Genomic DNA, 229 nt, shown 5'->3' on the forward strand with positions numbered 1-229 from the left:
GATAATATCTGTTTCTTCTGGATCTTCTGCTTGTACAACAAATACATCGTTTAATGGGTTTTCATCACGTAATGACTCAAATATTTCACCTTGGTCACCAAGACTTGCAATAAGTGAATCCAGACCTTCCTCTTTAGGGACAAAGTCAACCGAGTCAACACCAGCTAAGTTTTCGAGTTCTGAAAGTAATTCACCCTGTTGCGTTTCCGATGCAGTTATATCTATAAAC

1 protein-coding gene is annotated in these 229 nt (G+C 38.4%); it reads right to left on the reverse strand.

Annotated elements, in window-relative coordinates; genetic code table 11:
• Positions 1-229: permease-like cell division protein FtsX (locus AOA59_RS32595; RefSeq protein ID WP_218212256.1), on the reverse strand; the 229-nt coding region annotated here is incomplete at both ends.

It is taken from the genome of Pseudomonas sp. 2822-15, from assembly GCF_002742515.1.
Taxonomy (GTDB): domain Bacteria; phylum Pseudomonadota; class Gammaproteobacteria; order Pseudomonadales; family Pseudomonadaceae; genus Aquipseudomonas; species Aquipseudomonas salomonii.